The following is a 20260-nucleotide window of genomic DNA, read 5'->3' on the forward strand; positions in this document are numbered from 1 at the left end:
AAAGGGAGGTTGGCCCCTTGCTAGATGTAAATAATTTTGAGTATATGAAAATTGGTTTAGCTTCACCAGAAAAAATTCGTTCATGGTCATATGGTGAAGTGAAGAAGCCGGAAACGATTAATTACCGTACACTAAAGCCTGAAAAAGATGGATTGTTTTGTGAACGTATTTTCGGGCCACAAAAAGATTGGGAATGTCATTGCGGAAAGTATAAACGTGTTCGCTATAAGGGCGTAGTTTGTGACCGCTGTGGCGTAGAAGTTACAAAAGCTAAGGTTCGTCGTGAGCGCATGGGTCACATCGAACTCGCAGCACCTGTATCCCATATTTGGTATTTTAAAGGAATTCCAAGTAGAATGGGTCTTGTTTTAGATATGTCACCACGTGCGTTAGAAGAAGTTATTTACTTTGCTGCATATATTGTGACAGAAACAGGTAATACACCTTTAGAAAAGAAACAATTACTGTCTGAGAAAGAATACCGGGCTTATTACGATAAATACGGAAAGTCATTCAAAGCTCAGATGGGCGCCGAAGCAATCCGTAAATTATTGCAGGATATTGATTTAGAGAAAGAAGTAGATGCGTTAAAAGAAGAGCTTAAGACAGCACAGGGACAACGTAGAACTCGTGCTATTAAACGATTAGAGGTACTAGAGTCTTTCCGTCATTCTGGCAATGAAGCATCTTGGATGATTTTAGATGTTTTACCAGTCATTCCACCGGAAATTCGCCCGATGGTTCAGTTAGATGGTGGACGTTTTGCGACATCAGATTTAAACGATCTTTATCGACGCGTTATTAATCGAAACAATCGTCTTAAACGCTTGCTGGATCTTGGCGCTCCAAGTATCATTGTGCAAAATGAAAAGCGCATGTTGCAGGAAGCAGTTGATGCATTGATCGATAATGGTCGACGCGGTCGTCCTGTTACAGGACCAGGTAACAGACCACTAAAATCGCTTTCTCATATGTTGAAAGGGAAGCAAGGTCGTTTCCGTCAAAATCTATTAGGAAAACGTGTGGACTATTCCGGACGTTCTGTAATCGTTGTTGGACCACATTTGAAAATGTATCAATGTGGACTTCCGAAAGAAATGGCATTGGAATTGTTCAAGCCATTTATTATGAAAGAGCTTGTAGCAAAAGGAATTGCGCATAATATTAAATCTGCAAAACGCAAAATTGAGCGTGTACACCCTGAAGTTTGGGATGTCTTAGAAGAAGTAATCAAGGAACACCCTGTACTTCTAAACCGTGCACCTACGCTCCACAGATTAGGTATTCAAGCATTTGAACCAACACTGGTTGAAGGTCGTGCGATCCGATTACATCCATTAGTATGTACAGCTTATAACGCCGACTTTGATGGGGACCAAATGGCTGTTCACGTACCATTATCTGCTGAAGCGCAAGCAGAGGCTCGTATTTTGATGCTTGCAGCGCAAAATATTTTAAACCCTAAAGATGGAAAACCGGTAGTTACACCATCACAAGATATGGTATTAGGAAACTATTATCTTACGCTGGAACGTGAAAATGCAGTCGGAGAAGGTACGATATTTAATGATCTGAATGAAGCTTTATTATCTTACCAAAACGGGTATGTACATTTGCATACAAGAGTTGCGGTACACGCATCCAATTTAAATAACGTAACATTCTCTGAAGAACAGAAGTCACAGTTATTAATTACAACCGTTGGTAAATTAATCTTTAATGAAATTTTACCTGATTCGTTCCCGTATATTAATGAACCTACAAAGGTGAATCTAGAGGATCGCACCCCGGAAATGTACTTTGTAGAACGTGGAACTAATGTAAAGGAAGTAATTCAATCTCGAGATATCATTAAGCCATTTAAGAAAGGCTTCCTTGGCGATATTATCGCAGAAGTCTTTAAACGGTTTAAGATTAGTGAAACTTCAAAGATGTTAGATCGAATGAAGGATCTTGGTTTTAGTTATTCAACGAAAGCTGGTATGACAGTTGGTATTTCAGATATTGTTGTACTTCCAGAAAAAGAGGAAATCTTAGATGAGGCACAGAAAAAAGTTGATAATGTCTTGAAACAATTCCGCAGAGGTCTTATTACGGAAGATGAAAGATATGATCGCGTCATTGCCGTTTGGTCACAAGCAAAAGACACCATTCAGGATAAGCTGATGCACTCACTAAGTAACAGAAACCCTATCTTTATGATGAGTGATTCTGGTGCAAGGGGTAATGCTTCTAACTTTACGCAGCTGGCGGGTATGCGTGGACTAATGGCCAACCCAGCTGGTAAGATTATTGAATTACCGATCAAGTCAAGCTTCCGTGAAGGCTTAACCGTTCTAGAATACTTTATTTCTACACACGGTGCACGTAAAGGTCTAGCGGATACAGCGCTGAAAACAGCTGACTCTGGTTACCTAACTCGTCGTCTTGTGGATGTGGCGCAGGATGTTATTGTACGTGAGGCAGACTGTGGTACAGATCGCGGCTTAAAAGTAGCTGCTTTAACAGATGGAACCGAAATGATCGAGCCATTAATTGATCGATTAATCGGACGTACAGCTTTCTATTCAGTAAAACATCCTGAAACCAACGAAGTAATTGTTGAAGCTGATCATTTAATTTCAGAGGATCAAGCAAAACAAATAACGGAAGCTGGAATCGAAGAAGTAACGATTCGCAGTGCGTTTACATGTAACACGAAACATGGTGTCTGTCAAAAATGTTATGGACGTAACCTAGCAACAGGTGCCGATGTAGAAGTCGGAGAAGCTGTTGGAATTATTGCTGCCCAGTCTATTGGTGAGCCAGGAACCCAGTTAACGATGCGTACATTCCATACGGGTGGGGTTGCCGGAGACGATATTACACAAGGTTTACCACGTATTCAAGAATTATTTGAAGCGCGTAATCCGAAAGGGCAAGCGGTCATCAGTGAGATATTCGGAACCGTTCTAGAAGTTAAAGAAGTGAAAGATAAGCAAGAGATCGTTATTCAAGGTGATGTAGAACAACGTTCCTACGCTGTTCCTTATAATGCTCGAATGAAGGTAACGGTTGGGGACGAAATTGCCGCTGGTCAAGAGCTTACAGAGGGTTCTATTGATCCGAAAGATTTATTGCGCATTCGAGGAGTGGAAGGCGTACAAGATTACTTGCTACGTGAAGTTCAACGAGTATACCGAATGCAAGGGGTAGAAATCGGTGACAAGCACGTGGAAGTTATGGTACGTCAAATGCTTCGCAAAATCCGAGTGGTGGATTCCGGAGACACCGATGTGTTACCAGGTTCTTTATTAGAAATCCATCAGTTCAGAGACGCCAACCATACAGTGCTTAAAGAGGGCTACCAGCCAGCTATTGGTAAACCTGTATTACTTGGTATTACAAAAGCCTCTCTTGAAACAGATTCGTTCTTATCTGCAGCATCTTTCCAAGAAACCACTAGGGTACTTACAGATGCAGCAATCAAAGGTAAGCGTGATGAGTTATTGGGTCTGAAAGAGAATGTCATTATCGGTAAGCTTGTTCCTGCTGGTACAGGAATGCAACGCTACCGAAGAGTAAAGCCTGGCTTAGATGAGCCAATTGAAGTGGAAGAAGTAGAAGAAACAGAAACTGTACAATAAATAAACAGGCTTTCACATTTTAACTGAACTGTTGTTTTGATGTGAAAGCCAAGCTTATACAGTATTCAATAGGACAAGTGATCTTAAATCGGAAGTGCAAAAATATCTATTTGATATTGACATTAAAAAATGTGAGTGATAGAATATTCAAGGTGCTTCCGATTATACTTGTTACTTTGGAGGATATGAAATGTCTTATGAAAAAGTAATGCAAGTTCAATCACGAATAATTATCGGAACAAAGCAGACACTTAAAGCCATGAAAAATGGTGAAATAAGTGAAGTGTTTATTGCTGATGATGCTGATCAACATATGACACAAAAAGTCGTAAGTTTGGCTAAGGAGCTTGGCATCCCTTGTCAGTATGTAGATTCCAAGAAAAAACTTGGGGTTGCATGTGGCATAGAGGTAGGTGCATCAACCGCAGCAGTAAAGCATGAATAGTTTTAGCGAATCTTTCGTTGAAGCTTTGTTTTTTGCCAAAAGATGAACCACCTGGATGTGTGGGATTACAAACCCCGCGCAAAACATTAGCTAAACAGATGATATAGATTATGAAGGGAGGAAAATACAATGCCTACTATTAACCAGCTTGTACGCAAAGGACGCGTAAGCAAACCAAAGAAGTCTGACTCTCCAGCACTTAACAAAGGGTACAATAGTTTTAAGAAGAAACTAACGGACCAAAACTCACCACAAAAACGTGGGGTATGTACTCGTGTTGGTACACTAACACCTAAGAAGCCGAACTCAGCACTTCGTAAATATGCTCGTGTACGTCTATCTAACAATATGGAAGTAACTGCATATATCCCTGGAATTGGTCACAACCTTCAGGAGCACAGTGTTGTACTTCTACGTGGAGGTCGTGTTAAAGACTTACCTGGTGTTCGCTATCACATTGTTCGTGGTGCGCTAGACACTGCGGGTGTTGAAGGACGTCAACAAGGTCGTTCTAAATACGGTACCAAAAAACCGAAGCAATAAGTAACTGATTAACTCATTCAAATAGAAGAAAGGAGGAAGGACATATGCCACGTAAAGGACCAGTACCTAAACGCGATGTCTTGCCAGATCCACTTTATAAATCCAAACTAGTGACTCGTTTAATCAACCAGATCATGATTGACGGAAAAAGAGGTAAAGCGCAAAAAATTCTTTACAATGCATTTGAATTAGTTTCTGAAAGAAGCGGACAAAATGCAATGGAAGTTTTTGAACAGGCAATGAAGAATGTAATGCCGGTGCTAGAAGTACGTGCTCGTCGTGTTGGTGGTTCAAACTACCAAGTACCGATGGAAGTACGCCCAGAACGTCGTCAAGCATTAGGACTTCGTTATATTGTAAACTACTCTCGTCTACGCGGAGAGAAAACAATGGAAGAACGACTAGCAAATGAAATCTTAGATGCTTCTAATAATACAGGTGCTTCCGTTAAAAAACGCGAAGAAATGCACAAAATGGCAGAAGCGAACAAAGCATTCGCTCACTATCGCTGGTAAGATAAAACAAACCCAAGCTAGGAAGGAGAAGAATACATGGCTAGAGAGTTCTCCTTGGAAAAGACGCGTAATATTGGTATTATGGCACACATTGATGCAGGTAAGACCACTACTACTGAGCGTATTCTTTTCTATACAGGACGTATTCATAAAATTGGTGAAACACACGAAGGTGCTTCGCAAATGGACTGGATGGAGCAGGAGCAAGAGCGTGGAATTACAATTACTTCCGCTGCAACAACTGCTGCATGGAAAGAACATCGTATCAATATTATTGATACGCCGGGTCACGTAGACTTCACTGTAGAGGTTGAACGTTCCCTACGCGTGCTTGACGGAGCAGTAACAGTACTTGATGCTCAATCTGGTGTTGAGCCACAAACTGAAACAGTATGGCGTCAAGCAACAACCTATGGTGTACCAAGAATCGTATTCATTAATAAAATGGATAAAATTGGTGCAGATTTCCTTTACTCAACAGGTACGCTAAAAGAGCGTTTAGGTGCAAATGCACATCCTGTTCAGTTACCAATCGGTGCTGAAGATAACTTTGAAGGAATCATTGACCTAATCACGATGGAAGCATTCTTTTATGAGGATGATTTGGGAACTCGTGCTGAGGCTCGTGATATTCCTGATGAGTATAAAGAAAAAGCAGAAGAGCTACGCGGCAGCTTGATCGAAGCTGTATCTGAGCTTGATGAAGAATTGATGATGAAGTATCTAGAAGGAGAAGAAATCTCTAACGATGAACTGAAAGCAGCAATTCGTCAAGCTACATTAAATGTAGAATTTTACCCAGTATATGCTGGTTCAGCTTTCAAAAACAAAGGTGTTCAGTTAATGCTTGATGGTGTACTTGATTATCTACCTGCTCCAACAGACGTTGCTGCAATTGAGGGTATCGTTCCTCGAACAGAAGAGAAGGTAACTCGTCCTTCTGATGATAATGCACCGTTCTCTGCTTTAGCATTTAAAGTAATGACAGACCCTTATGTTGGTAAGCTTACTTTCTTCCGCGTATATTCTGGAACATTAGATTCAGGTTCCTATGTGAAAAACTCTGTAAAGGATAAGCGTGAACGTGTAGGACGTATCCTGCAAATGCACGCAAATTCCCGTGAAGAGATTTCTCGCGTATACTCTGGTGAGATCGCAGCAGCTGTTGGTTTGAAAGACACAACTACTGGTGACACTCTATGTGATGAAAAGGATTTAGTTATTCTTGAGTCAATGGACTTCCCAACACCAGTAATTGGCGTAGCTATTGAACCGAAGACAAAAGCAGACCAAGATAAAATGGGTATTGCTTTAGCTAAGCTTGCTGAAGAGGATCCAACGTTTAAAACGGAAACAAACGAAGAAACCGGCCAAACAATTATTTCAGGTATGGGTGAGCTTCACCTAGATATCATTGTTGACCGATTAAAGCGTGAGTTTAAAGTAGAAGCAAATGTTGGTGCCCCTCAGGTTGCTTACCGTGAAACGTTCCGTGCATCTGCTGAAGTCGAAGGTAAATTCGTACGTCAGTCTGGTGGACGCGGTCAATATGGTCACGTATGGGTTAAATTCGAACCAAACGAAGAAGGCGCTGGATTCGAATTTGAAAACAAAATTGTTGGTGGTGTTGTACCACGTGAATACATCCCTTCTGTTGAAGCTGGAATTGAAGAATCAATGGAAAATGGTGTATTAGCCGGTTACCCACTAATTGATATAAAAGCTACATTATATGATGGAAGCTACCATGACGTTGACTCTAACGAAATGGCATTTAAGATTGCGGCATCCATGGCTTTGAAAGCAGCTAAGAACAAATGTAACCCTGTTTTACTAGAGCCAATTGCTAAGGTTGAAATTGTTATCCCAGAAGAATACATGGGAGATATTATGGGAGATGTTACCTCTCGTCGTGGTCGTGTGGAAGGAATGGAAGCACGTGGACCTCTTCAAGTTGTGAGAGGATTTGTGCCTCTATCTGAAATGTTCGGTTACGCAACTGCGTTACGTTCGAACACACAAGGACGCGGAACATTCACTATGCATTTTGACCATTATGAAGAAGTACCGAAGAGTATTTCTGAAGAAATTATTAAGAAAAATGCTGGTGAATAATTGATTTTTTGATAAATCTAAAGTATAACTTGTATTGAAGGCAAAGAAATGATGTCTATCATTGTTTCTTTGCACATCATAAAATTACAAAAAACACTTTTACTTATTTAAAGGAGGAACTATAAATGGCTAAAGAAAAGTTCGATCGCTCTAAAAGTCACGTAAACGTTGGTACAATTGGACACGTTGACCATGGTAAAACTACATTAACTGCTGCAATTACAATTGTAATGCATAAAAAATCTGGTAAAGGTACGGAAATGGCTTATGACCAAATCGATAACGCACCAGAAGAAAAAGAACGTGGAATCACAATTGCAACTTCCCACGTAGAATATGAAACAGATACTCGTCACTACGCACACGTTGACTGCCCAGGTCACGCTGACTATGTTAAAAACATGATCACTGGTGCTGCTCAAATGGACGGAGCTATCCTAGTAGTATCTGCTGCAGATGGTCCAATGCCACAAACTCGTGAGCATATCTTACTTTCTAAAAACGTTGGAGTACCTTCAATCGTTGTATTCCTTAACAAAACAGATATGGTAGACGATGAAGAATTACTAGAACTTGTAGAAATGGAAGTTCGTGATCTATTAACAGAATACGATTTTCCTGGTGATGATGTACCAGTAATCAAAGGTTCTGCTCTTAAAGCAATTGAAGGAGATGCAGAATACGAAGAAAAAATCGTTGAACTAATGAATGCTGTTGACGAGTATATCCCAACTCCAGATCGTGACAAAGACAAACCATTCATGATGCCTGTTGAGGACGTATTCTCTATCACTGGACGCGGTACAGTTGCCACTGGTCGTGTTGAACGTGGTGAAGTACGTGTTGGTGATGAGGTTGAAATCATCGGTCTAAACGAAAAAGCTGAGAAAACTACTGTAACTGGTGTGGAAATGTTCCGTAAGCTTCTTGACTATGCTGAAGCTGGAGACAACATTGGTGCACTTCTACGTGGTGTTGCTCGTGAAGAAATCAATCGTGGACAGGTGCTTGCTAAACCAGGCTCTATTACTCCACACACTAAATTTAAATCAGAAGTTTATGTTCTATCTAAAGAAGAAGGTGGACGTCATACGCCATTCTTCGCAAACTATCGTCCACAATTCTATTTCCGTACTACTGACGTAACAGGTGTTATTACACTTCCAGAGGGTACTGAAATGGTTATGCCTGGAGATAACATCGAAATGAGTGTTGAGCTTATTTCACCAATCGCTATTGAAGATGGTACTCGCTTCTCTATCCGTGAAGGCGGACGTACTGTTGGATCTGGTGTTGTAACTTCAATTGAAAAATAATTAATGCTATAATATAAAGCACAGCTGGCGTGACGACGCTATCTGTGCTTTGTTTTTTTATATGATGAAACCGTTAAATAGTAAATCTAATAATAATGAAATAGATGAATCTTATAATATTTTAAACTGTAATAGCTAGAATTTCTGCGATTTTCCAGTTTTATTTTAGTATAATCCCTTGAAATCACTAGCTAGAACACGTATAATACATAGATGTGCAATTCCCTAGAATTTATGTATAAAGGGTTGCATTGACCAGTTTTTTTCTATATAATAATAATGTTGGTCATCAGAGGCGATGAAACGGAAGGTTGTTGGCACACCCGGCCCCTTTGCCATGGCTGGTTGTTAAGAAATTTCCGTGGAGTATGTCTATACAAATATGGGCGAAAAAGGAGGGAAAATAATGGCAAAAGAAAAAATCAGAATCCGTTTAAAAGCTTATGATCACCGTATTCTAGATCAATCAGCTGAGAAAATTGTAGATACTGCGAAGCGTTCAGGTGCAAATGTGTCTGGTCCAATTCCGCTACCTACAGAAAAATCAGTTTACACTGTACTACGTGCGGTTCATAAATATAAGGATTCACGTGAACAATTCGAAATGCGTACACATAAGCGTCTAATCGACATTGTTAATCCTACACCACAAACAGTTGATTCACTAATGCGTCTTGACTTACCATCTGGTGTAGATATCGAAATCAAACTATAATTTTTGTTTTAAATAGGAGGTGTAACGGATGACGAAAGGAATCTTAGGTCGTAAAATCGGCATGACTCAGCTATTTTCTGAAACTGGAGAGTTAATCCCTGTTACAGTTATTCAAGCTGAGCCAAATGTGGTATTGCAAAAAAGAACGTTAGAGAATGATGGTTACGAAGCGCTACAACTCGGTTTTGCTGATGCGAAGGAATCACGTACTAACAAAGCGGAAAAAGGTCATGCTGAAAAAGCAAACACAACCCCTAAGCGCTACGTTCGTGAAATCCGTAACGCAAATCTTGATGAATATGAAGTAGGTCAAGAAATCAGCGTTAATGTTTTTGAAGCTGGAGATAAAATCGATGTAACTGGTACAACAAAAGGGAAAGGATTCCAAGGTTCCATTAAGCGTCACAACCAACAACGTGGCCCAATGTCCCATGGATCTCATTACCACAGAAGCCCGGGTTCTCTAGGTGCTGTTGACCCAATGCGTGTATTTAAAGGAAGACCACTTCCAGGGCGTATGGGTGGCGATCAAGTAACGATTCAAAACCTAGAAATTGTCAATGTAGATGAAGAACGCAATCTACTTTTAGTCAAAGGTAATGTTCCAGGTGCAAAAAAATCATTCGTAAAAATCACGAGTGCAATTAAGGCTAACTAATCATACACACGAAGGGAGGATATGTCATGCCTAAAGTAGCACTATTAAAACAAGACGGTACAAAAGCTGGTGATATGGAATTAAATGATTCTGTATTCGGCATTGAACCAAACACACATGTTTTACATGAAGCAGTAGTAATGCAACGTGCGTCTTTACGTCAAGGTACGCATGCGGTAAAAAACCGTTCTGAAGTACGTGGTGGTGGTCGTAAACCATGGCGTCAAAAAGGAACTGGTCGTGCACGTCAAGGTTCTATTCGTTCTCCACAATGGGTTGGCGGTGGAACTGTATTCGGACCAACACCGCGCAGCTATAGCTACAAATTACCAAAGAAAGTCCGTCGTCTAGCGCTAAAATCTGCACTATCTTCAAAGGTAAACGAAGATAACCTTGTAGTTTTGGAAAGTATCGTAATGGATACTCCAAAAACGAAAGAAATAGTTAAGATGCTAGATGCATTGAATGTTGATACAAAAGCATTGATTGTAGTTTCTGAAAAAGATGAGTCAGTTATCCGCTCAGCAAACAACTTGCAATCTGTTAATGTTCTAACTGTAGAAGAGCTAAATATTCTAGACTTGCTTGGACATGACAAGCTGATCCTAACGAAGGATGCAGCTGAAAAAGCAGGGGAGGTGCTTGCATAATGAAAGATCCACGTGATATTATTAAGCGCCCTGTCATCACTGAGAACTCAGCTGATTTAATGGCAGAAAAGAAATACACGTTTGAAGTAAGCCCTAAAGCTAACAAAACAGAAATTAAAAACGCTGTTGAACTAGTTTTTGGAGTGAAAGTAGAAAAAGTAAACACAATGAACTTAAAAGGTAAATTCAAGCGAATGGGACGTTACGGTGGGTATCGTTCAGACCGCAAAAAAGCTATCGTACAGCTTTCAGAAGATAGTAAAGAACTAGACTTCTTTGAAGCATAACAAAAGAATTTTGTGAAGGAGGGAAAACAAGATGGCGATTAAAAAGTTCAAACCGACGTCAAATGGTAGACGTAATATGTCCGTATCTGATTTTGCAGAAATCACCACAGATACGCCAGAAAAATCCCTTTTAAGCCCGCTTTACAAACGTGGTGGTCGTAATAATCAAGGGAAATTAACTGTTCGTCATCAAGGTGGCGGCCATAAGCGTCAATACCGTATCATCGATTTCAAACGTGATAAAGATGGTATACCAGGACGCGTTGCTACTGTTGAATATGATCCGAACCGTTCAGCTAATATTGCATTAATTCATTATGCTGATGGTGAAAAACGTTATATTCTAGCACCAAAAGGAATCAAAGTAGGTCAGGAAATTGAATCTGGCGAAGGTGCTGATATTAAATTAGGAAATGCTCTACCACTAGCAAATATTCCAGTTGGTACGATCATTCACAATGTTGAATTAAAGCCAGGACGCGGCGGACAGCTTGCTCGTTCAGCTGGTGCTGAAGCTCAAATCCTTGGACGTGAAGAGAAGTACACATTGGTTCGTTTAGCATCAGGAGAAGTTCGTTTAGTATTATCTACTTGTCGTGCTACTGTAGGTCAAGTTGGTAACATCGAACATGAGCTTGTTCGTGTTGGTAAAGCAGGACGTTCTCGTTGGTTAGGCAAGCGCCCAACTGTACGTGGATCTGTTATGAACCCGAATGATCACCCACACGGTGGTGGTGAAGGACGTGCGCCAATCGGACGTAAATCACCAATGTCACCTTGGGGTAAACCAACCCTTGGATATAAAACACGTAAACGCAACAAGCCGTCTGATAAATATATCGTTCGTAAGCGTAAAAAATAAACGAAAACTGTGGCGGGAAAAATTACCCGTCTCTCAAGTGCGAAAGGAGGTTTATCCATGGGTCGCAGTTTGAAAAAAGGACCTTTTGCAGATGACCATCTGATGAAAAAGATTGAAGTTTTAAATGAAGGCGATAAAAAACAAGTAGTAAAGACTTGGTCTCGTCGCTCTACTATATTCCCTACTTTTGTCGGACATACGATTGCTGTTTATGACGGACGTAAACATGTTCCAGTATATATTACAGAAGACATGGTCGGACACAAATTAGGAGAATTCGCGCCAACACGCACTTACAAAGGGCATGCCGGCGATGATAAGAAAACAAAACGCTAATGAGAGGAGGCACACAACATGCAAGCTAAAGCCGTTGCGAAATCGGTTCGTATTGCTCCTCGTAAAGTACGTTTAGTCGTTGATCTTATTCGAGGAAAAAATGTTGGTGAAGCAATTGCGATTTTACGCCATACACAACGCGGTGCTTCTCCAGTCGTAGAAAAAGTTTTAAACTCTGCGATCGCTAATGCAGAGCATAACTACGAAATGGATACAGACAATCTAGTAGTTTCGGAAGCATTCGTAAACGAAGGTGCTACATTGAAACGTTTCCGTCCACGTGCACAAGGACGTGCAAGCAGAATTAACAAGCGCACAAGCCACATCACAGTTGTGGTAACAGAAAAGAAGGAGGGATAGTCAGTGGGTCAAAAAGTAAATCCAACAGGTCTTCGCGTCGGTATTATTAAAGACTGGGAGTCTAAATGGTACGCAGGCAAGGACTATGCAGACTTACTACACGAAGATATTAAAATTAGAGAATATCTTGAAAACCGCTTAAAAATTGCTGCTGTTTCTTCGATCGAAATAGAACGTGCAGCAAACCGCGTGAACATTACGATTCATACTGGTAAACCAGGTATGGTAATTGGTAAAGGCGGGTCAGAAGTAGAAGCACTACGTAAATCATTGAACAGCCTTACAGGCAAACGAGTTCATATCAATATCGTAGAAATCAAAAAAGTCGATATCGATGCAACATTAGTTGCTGAAAATATTGCTCGTCAATTAGAAAACCGTATTTCATTCCGTCGTGCTCAAAAACAAACCATTCAACGTGCAATGCGCGCTGGAGCAAAAGGGATTAAAACACAAGTATCTGGACGTCTTGGCGGAGCAGATATCGCTCGTGCGGAACATTATAGTGAAGGAACAGTACCACTACACACTTTACGTGCTGATATAGACTATGGTACAGCAGAAGCTGATACAACCTATGGTAAATTAGGTGTAAAAGTGTGGATTTACCGTGGAGAAGTCCTTCCAACTAAATCAGAAAAATAAGGAAGGGGGCAATGCATTATGTTAATGCCTAAACGTGTGAAATATCGTAGACAACATCGTGGTAAAATGAGAGGCCAAGCTAAAGGCGGCACAACAGTAGCTTTCGGTGAATTTGGTCTGCAAGCAACAGAAGCTTCATGGATTACTAGCCGTCAAATCGAGGCTGCTCGTATTGCAATGACTCGTTACATGAAACGTGGCGGTAAGGTTTGGATTAAAATCTTCCCAGACAAACCATACACTGCAAAACCCCTAGAGGTTCGAATGGGTTCCGGTAAAGGTGCTCCTGAAGGATGGGTAGCAGTAGTTAAGCCAGGGAAAATTATGTTTGAAATCGCAGGTGTATCAGAAGAGGTTGCTCGCGAAGCGTTGCGTCTTGCTTCTCATAAACTTCCGATCAAAACTAAGTTTGTAAAACGTGAAGAAATTGGTGGTGAAAGCAATGAAGGCTAATGAAATTAGAGAACTAACCACTGCCGAAATTGAACAAAAAGTTAAATCGTTAAAAGAAGAACTATTTAATTTACGCTTCCAACTTGCAACAGGCCAATTGGAAAACACTGCACGCATTCGTGAAGTTAGAAAGTCAATTGCACGTATGAAAACTGTAGTACGTCAACGTGAATTAAGCGTAAATAACTAGAAAATTGAAGAGGAGGTTAGCCTCGATATGACTGAACGTAATAATCGTAAAGTATACACAGGCCGTGTTGTTTCCGATAAAATGGATAAAACAATTACTGTTTTAGTTGAAACGTATAAGTTCCACAAGCTATACGGCAAACGTGTAAAATACTCTAAAAAGTTAAAAGCACATGATGAAAATAACCAGGCTAAAACTGGTGACATTGTAAGTATCATGGAAACTCGTCCGCTATCAGCTACTAAGCGTTTTCGTCTAGTTGAAGTTGTTGAAGAAGCGGTAATTATATAATATAGTTCGCTAAGGAAGATCCGAAGGGAGGTCACAGCGATATGATTCAACAAGAAACTCGTTTGAAAGTCGCAGATAACTCTGGTGCTCGTGAATTGCTAACCATTAAAGTATTGGGTGGATCAGGACGTAAAACAGCTAATATCGGTGATGTTATTGTATGTACTGTAAAAGAAGCAACACCAGGAGGCGTTGTCAAAAAAGGTGACGTTGTTAAAGCTGTTATTGTTCGTTCGAAGTCTGGTGCACGCCGTAAAGATGGGTCATATATTCGTTTTGATGAAAATGCAGCGGTAATCATCCGTGATGATAAAAGTCCAAGAGGAACTCGTATCTTCGGACCAGTCGCACGTGAATTACGTGATGCAAAATTCATGAAAATCGTATCTCTTGCTCCAGAAGTATTATAAGCTAAAAATTAGCCTTGTTAGGAGGTGCGTTAAGCATGCATGTAAAAAAAGGTGATAAAGTTAAAGTAATTTCCGGCAAAGACCGTGGAAAAGAAGGTACTATCTTAGAAGCATACCCGAAAAAGGATCGTGTGCTAGTTGAAGGAATTAATATGATTAAAAAACATGCCAAACCTTCTCAAGAAAACCCGCAGGGCGGTATTCTTAATCAAGAAGCACCAATCCATGTTTCTAACGTAATGCCGATAGATCCTAAATCCGGTGAACCAACTCGTGTTGGGCATGAAGTACGTGATGGAAAGAAAGTCCGCATCGCTAAAAAATCCGGTGAAGCATTAGATAAATAGGTTCAGCGAAAGGAGGGCGACATGATGAATCAACTTAAAAATAAATACCAAGATGAAATAGTACCATCTTTGATGAATAAATTTAACTATGAATCTGTGATGCAAGTACCAGCAATCGAGAAGATTGTCATCAACATGGGTGTTGGTGATGCAGTACAGAACTCAAAAGCTTTGGATAACGCTGTCGAAGAGCTTTCATTAATTTCTGGTCAAAAGCCAATGATAACTCGTGCAAAGAAATCTATCGCTGGTTTCCGTCTCCGTGAAGGAATGCCAATCGGTGCTAAAGTAACCCTTCGCGGTGAGCGTATGTACGAATTTCTTCAAAAGCTAATTGCAGTATCACTTCCACGTGTACGTGACTTCCGTGGTATTTCTAAAAAAGCTTTTGATGGTCGTGGAAACTACACATTAGGTGTTAAAGAACAACTAATTTTCCCAGAAATTAACTATGATAAAGTTAACAAAGTACGTGGTATGGATATTGTTATCGTAACAAGCTCCAATACTGACGAAGAAGCTCGTGAACTTCTGGCTCAGCTAGGCATGCCTTTCCAAAAGTAAACGAAAGAGCTAATACAAGGAGGGAAAATAGTGGCTAAAAAATCAATGATTGCAAAACAAAAACGTCCACAAAAGTACCAAGTACGTGAATATACACGTTGTGAACGTTGTGGCCGTCCACATTCTGTAATCCGTAAATTTAAACTTTGCCGTATTTGTTTCCGTGAACTTGCCTATAAAGGTCAAATTCCTGGTGTCAAAAAAGCAAGCTGGTAAACCCCGATTCGGGAAGGAGGTAATGATTAATGGTTATGACAGATCCAATCGCAGATATGCTAACTCGTATTCGTAATGCTAACATGGTAAAACATGAAAAGTTAGAGCTTCCGGCTTCTACAATCAAAAAAGAGATCGCTGATATCTTGAAACGTGAAGGTTTTGTTTCTGACTATGAGCTTGTTGAAGATAACAAGCAAGGCGTTCTGCGTATTTTCCTTAAATACGGTACAAACGAAGAGCGAGTTATTACAGGTATAAAACGAATTAGTAAACCAGGTCTACGTGTTTACGCAAAAGCTAATGAGGTACCACGTGTACTTAACGGATTAGGTATTGCTATCGTTTCAACTTCTAAAGGAGTGCTTTCAGACAAAGAAGCGCGTTCTCAAGCAGTTGGTGGCGAAGTACTTGCATATGTCTGGTAATTGATTATTTAATGATGAGGAGGTGCATGGAATGTCTCGTATAGGACTTAAGCCGATTGAAATTCCCCAAGGTGTAGAAGTTAAACTGGAAGGTAATGTTGTTTCAGTTAAAGGACCTAAAGGTGAGTTAACACGAAATCTACATCCAGATATTAAAGTTAATATGGAGGATAATGTGATTACGCTAGAGCGTCCAAGTGATCACAAAGACCACCGCGCATTACACGGTACTACTCGAAGCCTTATCAACAACATGGTTGAAGGAGTAAGTAAAGGATTTGAGAAGTCTCTTGAAATTATCGGGGTTGGTTACCGTGCGCAAAAACAAGGTAACAAAGTAGTGATTAACGCTGGTTACTCACATCCTGTTGAATTAGACCCTGTTGACGGTATCGAAATTGATGTACCAAAAAACACACAAGTTATTGTTAAAGGTATTGATAAAGAGTTGGTTGGAGCGGTTGCTTCTAATATTAGAGCAATTCGTCCGCCAGAACCGTATAAAGGTAAAGGTATTCGTTACGAAGGTGAATACGTACGTCGTAAAGAAGGTAAAACTGCTAAGTAAGAATAGTTAGGGAGCAGAAAGGAGTGACCTAAATGATTACAAAACCTGACAAAAATGTTATACGTAAAAGAAGACATGCACGTGTACGTAAGAGTCTTTTTGGTACACAGGAGCGTCCTCGTTTAAACGTATATCGTTCAAATAAACACATCTATGTACAATTAATTGATGATCTCAATGGATCTACTGTTGCAAGTGCTTCAACGAAAGATAACGAAATTAATGTTGAATCTACAAGTAATGTAGAAGCAGCAAAGCAGGTCGGAGAAATGATCGCTAAACGTGCTCAGGATAAAGGTTACAAATCGGTTGTATTTGATCGCGGAGGCTACCTTTATCATGGTCGTGTGAAGGCTTTAGCAGACGCTGCAAGAGAAGCAGGTCTTGAATTTTAATCGATAAAGGAGGGACATACATGAGTAAAAACATTGATCCGAACAAATTAGATCTAGAAGAACGCGTTGTTACGGTCAACCGTGTTGCAAAAGTTGTAAAGGGTGGACGTCGTTTCCGTTTCGCAGCTCTAGTTGTAGTCGGAGATAAGAATGGTCATGTAGGTTTTGGTACAGGAAAAGCGCAAGAGGTACCAGAAGCAATTAAAAAAGCAGTTGACGATGCTAAGAAAAATTTAATTACAGTACCGATCGTTGGAACCACAATTCCGCATGAAATTCATGGTCAATTTGGTTCTGGTAATGTATTATTAAAACCAGCTGCAGAAGGTACAGGAGTTATCTCTGGTGGCCCAGTTCGTGCCATCTTGGAACTTGCTGGTGTAGGTGATATACTAACTAAATCACTAGGTTCAAATACACCAATTAATATGATTCGTGCAACATTGAATGGACTAACAAACTTGAAGCGTGCAGAAGACGTAGCAAAACTACGCGGGAAGTCTGTAGAAGAACTGTTAGGATAAGGAGGGAACTGTTATGTCTAAAAAACTAGAAATCACCCTCACGCGCAGTGTTATTGGTGGAACAGAAGGTCAAAAGAAAACTGTTCAAGCACTAGGACTTAAAAAAATTCGTCAATCTGTTGTTCATGAAGATACGCCAGCTCTTCGTGGTATGGTTAATAAAGTATCTCATTTAATAGCGGTTAAAGAAGTTTAAATACGAAATTAGCGTAAAGAGGAGGTGCTCGCATGAAACTTCATGAATTGAAGGCTGCAGAAGGTACACGTAAAAATCGTAATCGTGTAGGTCGTGGTATGTCATCAGGTAACGGTAAAACATCCGGTCGTGGACATAAAGGTCAAAAAGCACGTTCTGGCGGTGGAACTCGTCCGGGCTTTGAAGGTGGTCAAATGCCACTATTTCAACGTCTGCCAAAACGAGGATTTACAAACATTCACCGTAAAGAATTTGCAATTGTAAACCTGGATACTTTAAATCGTTTTGAAGACGGCACAGAAATTACACCTGAGCTATTACTGGAAGAAGGTGTCGTAAGCAAACTTAAAGCCGGTATTAAAGTACTTGGCAATGGTGCTATCGAAAAGAAACTAACAGTAAAAGCTCACAAGTTCTCTGCTTCAGCGAAAGAAGCAATAGAGGCAGCGGGCGGTAAAACAGAGGTGATTTAATGTTCCGTACAATCTCCAATTTTATGCGCGTAGGTGACATTAGGCGGAAAATAATTTTCACATTATTGATGTTGGTTGTCTTCCGTCTAGGCACATTTATTCCTGTGCCATTTACAGATAAGCTAGCAATCGATCAATTGATGAACCAGCAAAACGTATTTGGATTTCTGAATACATTTGGTGGGGGAGCCTTACAAAACTTCTCCATTTTTGCCATGGGAATTATGCCTTATATTACGGCATCAATTATTATGCAATTATTACAGATGGATGTTGTACCCAAATTTGCTGAATGGAAAAAGCAAGGGGATGCAGGCCGAAAGAAATTAGCGCAGGTTACGCGTTACGGTACGATTGTCCTTGCGTTTATCCAAGCAATTGCAATGTCTATTGGCTTTAATGCGATGGCAGGTGGTTTGCTAATTGCTGACCCTGGAATAATGAAGTTTCTTGTTATTGCTATTGTGTTAACAAGTGGAACTGCATTCCTGATGTGGTTAGGTGAACAAATCACTGCGAATGGAGTAGGTAACGGAATTTCCATCATTATTTTTGCAGGTATCGTAGCAGCAGTACCGAATGGAATTAAACAATTATACAGCCAGTATTTTATAAATCCTGGTGATGATTTGTTTATTAACATTGTTATTGTTGCCTTAATTGCTTTGGTAGTTGTAGCAGTGACAGTTGGAGTAATTTTCATTCAACAGGCATTGCGAAAAATACCTATACAATATGCCAAAAAACTTGTAAATCGCTCTCCAGTTGGCGGGCACTCTACACATTTACCGTTAAAAGTAAATGCTGCTGGGGTAATTCCAGTCATTTTCGCGATTGCATTTATCATGGCACCTAGTACGGTTGCCAGTTTCTTTGAAGGTAATCAGATTGCAGCAACAATTCAACGTATATTCGATTATACGCAGCCAACAGGTATGGTTATTTATGTAGCATTAATTATTGCTTTCACTTATTTCTATACATTTGTTCAAGTGAATCCTGAACAAATGGCTGAGAATTTACAAAAACAAGGTGGCTACATTCCGGGCATTCGTCCTGGTAAGAATACGGAAACGTATTTGACAAGAGTCTTATATCGTTTAACATTCGTAGGCGCGCTGTTTTTAGCAGCTGTATCTGTACTACCAATCGCCCTAGGTGGAATAGCCGATCTACCTGCGTCTATACAAATTGGCGGCACAAGCTTACTTATCGTTGTAGGTGTTGCCCTGCAAACGATGAAACAATTGGAAAGTCAGTTGGTAAAGCGTCACTACAAAGGGTTTATAAAGTAATTTTTGCTGACAATGAGAGCGAGGGGAAAATTGTTGAACTTGATTTTAATGGGTCTGCCAGGTGCTGGTAAAGGTACGCAGGCTGAGAAAATAAATGAAAAATATAACATCCCTCATATTTCAACAGGAGATATGTTCCGTTTAGCTATTAAAGAGGGAACAGACCTAGGAAAGAAAGCAAAAGAATATATGGATCAAGGCGAACTTGTTCCAGATGAAGTTACGATTGGGATTGTCAGAGAACGCTTGGGTAAGGATGATTGTAAGAATGGCTTCCTATTAGATGGTTTTCCAAGGACAATCGCTCAAGCAGAAGCCTTACAGGACTTATTGCAAGATATGGATCAATCCATTGATTACGTACTTCATGTAGATGTACCGGAAGAAAAATTAGTGGAGCGTCTAACTGGTCGTAGAATTTGTCCGACATGCGGAGCAACTTATCATGTAGTTTATAACCCGCCTAAGGAAGATGGGGTCTGTGATAAGGATGGTTCACAATTAATCCAACGTGATGATGATAAAGCCGATACGGTGAAAACTCGTTTATCTGTAAATATGGAGCAAACCAAACCGTTATTGGATTTTTACGAGGATAGAGGATATCTTGTAACTGTCAATGGAGATAAGGATATTGATGAAGTATTTCAAGATATTCAGTCAAAAATTGAAAAATAAGCATCTTAACTGTAATTAAGCGCACGAGGGATGCAATTCTAATTGTTAAAAGTTATAATTAGTCGAGAGTAACATACGCATAAACGTGTATTACTTCATAATAAAGTGACACAGGATGAAAAGTGAGTAAACCTTTTTCCTATTTTTAGTTGTTCTAAG

General features: G+C 40.1%; 29 protein-coding genes. All 29 read left to right on the forward strand.

Features of this window, described 5'->3' with window-relative positions; all coding sequences use genetic code 11:
* Positions 1 to 17: 17 nt before the first annotated feature.
* The gene (gene rpoC / locus D9782_RS05600) at positions 18 to 3626 is read left to right on the forward strand and encodes a DNA-directed RNA polymerase subunit beta' (RefSeq protein WP_026680227.1); all 3609 of its coding nucleotides are present in this window, start codon (positions 18 to 20) and stop codon (positions 3624 to 3626) included.
* Positions 3627 to 3816: 190 nt separating this feature from the next.
* Positions 3817 to 4071: a 50S ribosomal protein L7ae-like protein gene (locus D9782_RS05605; RefSeq protein WP_026680228.1), complete on the forward strand. Its 255-nt coding sequence runs from the start codon at positions 3817 to 3819 to the stop codon at positions 4069 to 4071.
* Positions 4072 to 4200: 129 nt separating this feature from the next.
* Complete coding sequence (gene rpsL / locus D9782_RS05610) at positions 4201 to 4614, forward strand: 30S ribosomal protein S12 (protein ID WP_026680229.1); 414 nt, start codon at positions 4201 to 4203, stop codon at positions 4612 to 4614.
* A 44-nt stretch (positions 4615 to 4658) separates the two neighbouring features.
* Positions 4659 to 5129 carry a 30S ribosomal protein S7 gene (gene rpsG, locus D9782_RS05615; RefSeq protein WP_026680230.1) on the forward strand — a complete coding sequence of 157 codons (471 nt, stop codon included), beginning with the start codon at positions 4659 to 4661 and terminating at the stop codon, positions 5127 to 5129.
* A 36-nt stretch (positions 5130 to 5165) separates the two neighbouring features.
* Entirely contained in the window at positions 5166 to 7244 is a 2079-nt protein-coding gene (fusA, locus tag D9782_RS05620; protein WP_026680231.1) for an elongation factor G, read from the forward strand.
* Between the two features lie 125 nt (positions 7245 to 7369).
* Entirely contained in the window at positions 7370 to 8560 is a 1191-nt protein-coding gene (gene tuf / locus D9782_RS05625; protein WP_026680232.1) for an elongation factor Tu, read from the forward strand.
* A 406-nt stretch (positions 8561 to 8966) separates the two neighbouring features.
* Positions 8967 to 9275: a 30S ribosomal protein S10 gene (gene rpsJ, locus D9782_RS05630; protein ID WP_021292712.1), complete on the forward strand. Its 309-nt coding sequence runs from the start codon at positions 8967 to 8969 to the stop codon at positions 9273 to 9275.
* Between the two features lie 28 nt (positions 9276 to 9303).
* The gene (gene rplC / locus D9782_RS05635) at positions 9304 to 9933 is read left to right on the forward strand and encodes a 50S ribosomal protein L3 (protein WP_026680233.1); all 630 of its coding nucleotides are present in this window, start codon (positions 9304 to 9306) and stop codon (positions 9931 to 9933) included.
* 26 nt (positions 9934 to 9959) lie between these two features.
* Positions 9960 to 10583 carry a 50S ribosomal protein L4 gene (gene rplD / locus D9782_RS05640; protein ID WP_026680234.1) on the forward strand — a complete coding sequence of 208 codons (624 nt, stop codon included), beginning with the start codon at positions 9960 to 9962 and terminating at the stop codon, positions 10581 to 10583.
* On the forward strand, positions 10583 to 10870 hold the full coding sequence (gene rplW, locus D9782_RS05645; protein WP_026680235.1) for a 50S ribosomal protein L23: 288 nt from the start codon (positions 10583 to 10585) through the stop codon (positions 10868 to 10870). Before rplD ends, rplW begins: the two co-directional genes overlap by 1 nt.
* A gap of 31 nt (positions 10871 to 10901) precedes the next feature.
* A complete protein-coding gene (gene rplB, locus D9782_RS05650) occupies positions 10902 to 11732 on the forward strand; it encodes a 50S ribosomal protein L2 (RefSeq protein ID WP_026680236.1) in 831 nt (276 codons plus the stop codon).
* Positions 11733 to 11789: 57 nt separating this feature from the next.
* Positions 11790 to 12068 carry a 30S ribosomal protein S19 gene (gene rpsS / locus D9782_RS05655; RefSeq protein ID WP_026680237.1) on the forward strand — a complete coding sequence of 93 codons (279 nt, stop codon included), beginning with the start codon at positions 11790 to 11792 and terminating at the stop codon, positions 12066 to 12068.
* Between the two features lie 18 nt (positions 12069 to 12086).
* Positions 12087 to 12428: a 50S ribosomal protein L22 gene (rplV, locus tag D9782_RS05660; RefSeq protein WP_026680238.1), complete on the forward strand. Its 342-nt coding sequence runs from the start codon at positions 12087 to 12089 to the stop codon at positions 12426 to 12428.
* A gap of 3 nt (positions 12429 to 12431) precedes the next feature.
* Positions 12432 to 13073, forward strand: coding sequence for a 30S ribosomal protein S3 (gene rpsC / locus D9782_RS05665; RefSeq protein WP_026680239.1), 642 nt, complete (start codon positions 12432 to 12434; stop codon positions 13071 to 13073).
* Between the two features lie 18 nt (positions 13074 to 13091).
* Positions 13092 to 13526 carry a 50S ribosomal protein L16 gene (gene rplP, locus D9782_RS05670; RefSeq protein WP_026680240.1) on the forward strand — a complete coding sequence of 145 codons (435 nt, stop codon included), beginning with the start codon at positions 13092 to 13094 and terminating at the stop codon, positions 13524 to 13526.
* Entirely contained in the window at positions 13516 to 13716 is a 201-nt protein-coding gene (gene rpmC, locus D9782_RS05675; RefSeq protein WP_026680241.1) for a 50S ribosomal protein L29, read from the forward strand. The genes rplP and rpmC overlap by 11 nt, the downstream gene beginning before the upstream one ends.
* A 27-nt stretch (positions 13717 to 13743) precedes the next feature.
* Positions 13744 to 14007 carry a 30S ribosomal protein S17 gene (gene rpsQ / locus D9782_RS05680; RefSeq protein ID WP_121604289.1) on the forward strand — a complete coding sequence of 88 codons (264 nt, stop codon included), beginning with the start codon at positions 13744 to 13746 and terminating at the stop codon, positions 14005 to 14007.
* Positions 14008 to 14048: 41 nt separating this feature from the next.
* Positions 14049 to 14417, forward strand: coding sequence for a 50S ribosomal protein L14 (rplN, locus tag D9782_RS05685; protein WP_026680243.1), 369 nt, complete (start codon positions 14049 to 14051; stop codon positions 14415 to 14417).
* A gap of 35 nt (positions 14418 to 14452) precedes the next feature.
* A complete protein-coding gene (gene rplX, locus D9782_RS05690) occupies positions 14453 to 14764 on the forward strand; it encodes a 50S ribosomal protein L24 (protein WP_026680244.1) in 312 nt (103 codons plus the stop codon).
* 24 nt (positions 14765 to 14788) lie between these two features.
* Positions 14789 to 15328, forward strand: coding sequence for a 50S ribosomal protein L5 (gene rplE, locus D9782_RS05695; protein WP_026680245.1), 540 nt, complete (start codon positions 14789 to 14791; stop codon positions 15326 to 15328).
* A 30-nt stretch (positions 15329 to 15358) separates the two neighbouring features.
* Entirely contained in the window at positions 15359 to 15544 is a 186-nt protein-coding gene (locus D9782_RS05700) for a type Z 30S ribosomal protein S14 (RefSeq protein ID WP_019375521.1), read from the forward strand.
* A gap of 29 nt (positions 15545 to 15573) precedes the next feature.
* On the forward strand, positions 15574 to 15972 hold the full coding sequence (gene rpsH / locus D9782_RS05705) for a 30S ribosomal protein S8 (RefSeq protein WP_026680246.1): 399 nt from the start codon (positions 15574 to 15576) through the stop codon (positions 15970 to 15972).
* 31 nt (positions 15973 to 16003) lie between these two features.
* On the forward strand, positions 16004 to 16540 hold the full coding sequence (gene rplF, locus D9782_RS05710) for a 50S ribosomal protein L6 (protein ID WP_026680247.1): 537 nt from the start codon (positions 16004 to 16006) through the stop codon (positions 16538 to 16540).
* A gap of 32 nt (positions 16541 to 16572) precedes the next feature.
* On the forward strand, positions 16573 to 16935 hold the full coding sequence (rplR, locus tag D9782_RS05715; protein ID WP_026680248.1) for a 50S ribosomal protein L18: 363 nt from the start codon (positions 16573 to 16575) through the stop codon (positions 16933 to 16935).
* Positions 16936 to 16955: 20 nt separating this feature from the next.
* Entirely contained in the window at positions 16956 to 17459 is a 504-nt protein-coding gene (rpsE, locus tag D9782_RS05720; RefSeq protein WP_026680249.1) for a 30S ribosomal protein S5, read from the forward strand.
* Positions 17460 to 17472: 13 nt separating this feature from the next.
* Positions 17473 to 17655: a 50S ribosomal protein L30 gene (rpmD, locus tag D9782_RS05725; RefSeq protein ID WP_026680250.1), complete on the forward strand. Its 183-nt coding sequence runs from the start codon at positions 17473 to 17475 to the stop codon at positions 17653 to 17655.
* Between the two features lie 32 nt (positions 17656 to 17687).
* On the forward strand, positions 17688 to 18128 hold the full coding sequence (rplO, locus tag D9782_RS05730; RefSeq protein WP_026680251.1) for a 50S ribosomal protein L15: 441 nt from the start codon (positions 17688 to 17690) through the stop codon (positions 18126 to 18128).
* Complete coding sequence (secY, locus tag D9782_RS05735) at positions 18128 to 19423, forward strand: preprotein translocase subunit SecY (protein WP_026680252.1); 1296 nt, start codon at positions 18128 to 18130, stop codon at positions 19421 to 19423. The genes rplO and secY overlap by 1 nt, the downstream gene beginning before the upstream one ends.
* Before the next feature lie 33 nt (positions 19424 to 19456).
* Positions 19457 to 20101 (forward strand): adenylate kinase, encoded by a 645-nt coding sequence (locus D9782_RS05740; RefSeq protein WP_026680253.1) that lies wholly within the window; start codon positions 19457 to 19459, stop codon positions 20099 to 20101.
* Positions 20102 to 20260: the final 159 nt, after the last annotated feature.

It is taken from the genome of Virgibacillus sp. Bac332 (assembly GCF_003667785.1).
Classification (GTDB): Bacteria; Bacillota; Bacilli; order Bacillales; family Amphibacillaceae; genus Virgibacillus; species Virgibacillus salarius.